The sequence below is a fragment of the Rhizobium sp. BR 315 genome, from assembly GCF_050577975.1.
Taxonomy (GTDB): Bacteria; Pseudomonadota; Alphaproteobacteria; order Rhizobiales; family Rhizobiaceae; genus Rhizobium; species Rhizobium miluonense.
In genome coordinates this window covers 1-1,415 of sequence record NZ_JARWKZ010000130.1, presented here as the reverse complement: position 1 = coordinate 1,415, position 1,415 = coordinate 1, and the positions used below count along the sequence as shown (strand labels likewise).

Genomic DNA, 1,415 nt, shown 5'->3' with positions numbered 1-1,415 from the left:
CGCTCTTCTGTAACGGGCATTGAGTCAATCCCTTTTGAGCTTAATCCCTCGCCGAGTGCTTGCTTCTGTCCGCAGTCGACGCTGGGGCCGCTGCTGTATGGGGTCTGCTGAGGACCGGCTGGCCAATCTAAAGATGCGCAGTCATTTGAGTGCTGCGTGAGCGGTTGCGGCCTAACCCATCCATCGTCCCGGCGAAGGGACCTTGCTCAGAGGGCTGATGGCAGTGCCCCCGAAGTCTGTCTATGCTTTCTTCCTACTCAAGCGGCCATGGCTGGCGCTGCCTTGCGAGGAATGAAGTCGGTCCCATCTCGAAGCATGTGGTGCAACACCACCGCCAACTTGCGGGCCAGTGCAACACGCGCCTTTCTGGGTCCCGCACGTCTGGCGACCGCCAGCGCCCAGCTTTTGAGATCCGAGCCTTTGACCGGCCGGGTCAAAATGACGTTAGCCGCCTCGTAGAGCGCGGTTCGCACGCCCACATCGCCGATCTTCGAGATGCGACCACTATAATCGGTCTCGCCCGATTGGTATTTCTTCGGCGTCAATCCGAAATGCGGCCCCACCGCTCGTGATGATCGGAAGCGCTCAGGCGCGTCGACGGCCGMCACGAATGTCAGCGCCACCAGGACGCCAACGCCCGGTGTCGTCATSAGCCGACGTGCGTTATCGTCCTGACGGGCCATGGCACGCAGTCTGCGTTCAAAACCTGCAAATTCGTCGGCAAGCGYGTCGCGCACCTTCAACAGCGACGCGGCAATCGCCTCCAAGRTCGGGTGGCCTTCAATCAGCTCGCGGACCCGTGCCGCATAGCTGCGCCGCGTCGTCGGCCCTACCTTGAGGCCGAAGCCGCGTAGAATCCCCCGGATGCTCATCTCGATGTCGTGAAGCTTGCCCTGAATGAGCTTGCGGGCGGTCAGCAGCGCTCGCACCGCTTGGGCCGGAAGAGATTTACAGTGGACCGGTCTGAACCAGCCAAGCCGCATCAACTGCGCAATGCCCCGCGCATCCTTCTTGTCGGTCTTCACCGGCATCGTCTTGAAGGCCGCACGCACGTGGCGCGTCTCGATCAGCTCGACCGCCAGACCCGCCTCTGTCATTCCGGCATGGAGCCACTGCGACAAGGGTCCGGCCTCCAGACCAATSCGTTCCATYGCCACGCCGTGCTCGCCAAACCAGGCGATCAGCGCATCGGGYTCRCTGTGGACCTTTGCTTCACGCACAATGCGGCCATCCGCATCCACCACGCACACACTTGAGTATTCCAATGATACGTCGATGCCGGCATACTGCTTCATGGTCGTCTCTCCGTGATGCTATGGAGCAGGTCTCTCCTGACTCCGCGACACCATCATTGTGAGGGACGACCACCAGCCATTCAAACCTGGCTGGCCGGGCTCCGCCCGTTACACCATCTA

1 protein-coding gene is annotated in these 1,415 nt (G+C 61.4%); it reads right to left on the bottom strand.

Translation table 11 applies throughout. The features are described 5' to 3' along the window. Nucleotides 1-257: 257 nt before the first annotated feature. A complete protein-coding gene (locus QD409_RS35325; protein WP_430765022.1) occupies nt 258-1,295 on the bottom strand; it encodes an IS110 family transposase in 1,038 nt (345 codons plus the stop codon). Between the last annotated feature and the right edge of the window lie 120 nt (nt 1,296-1,415).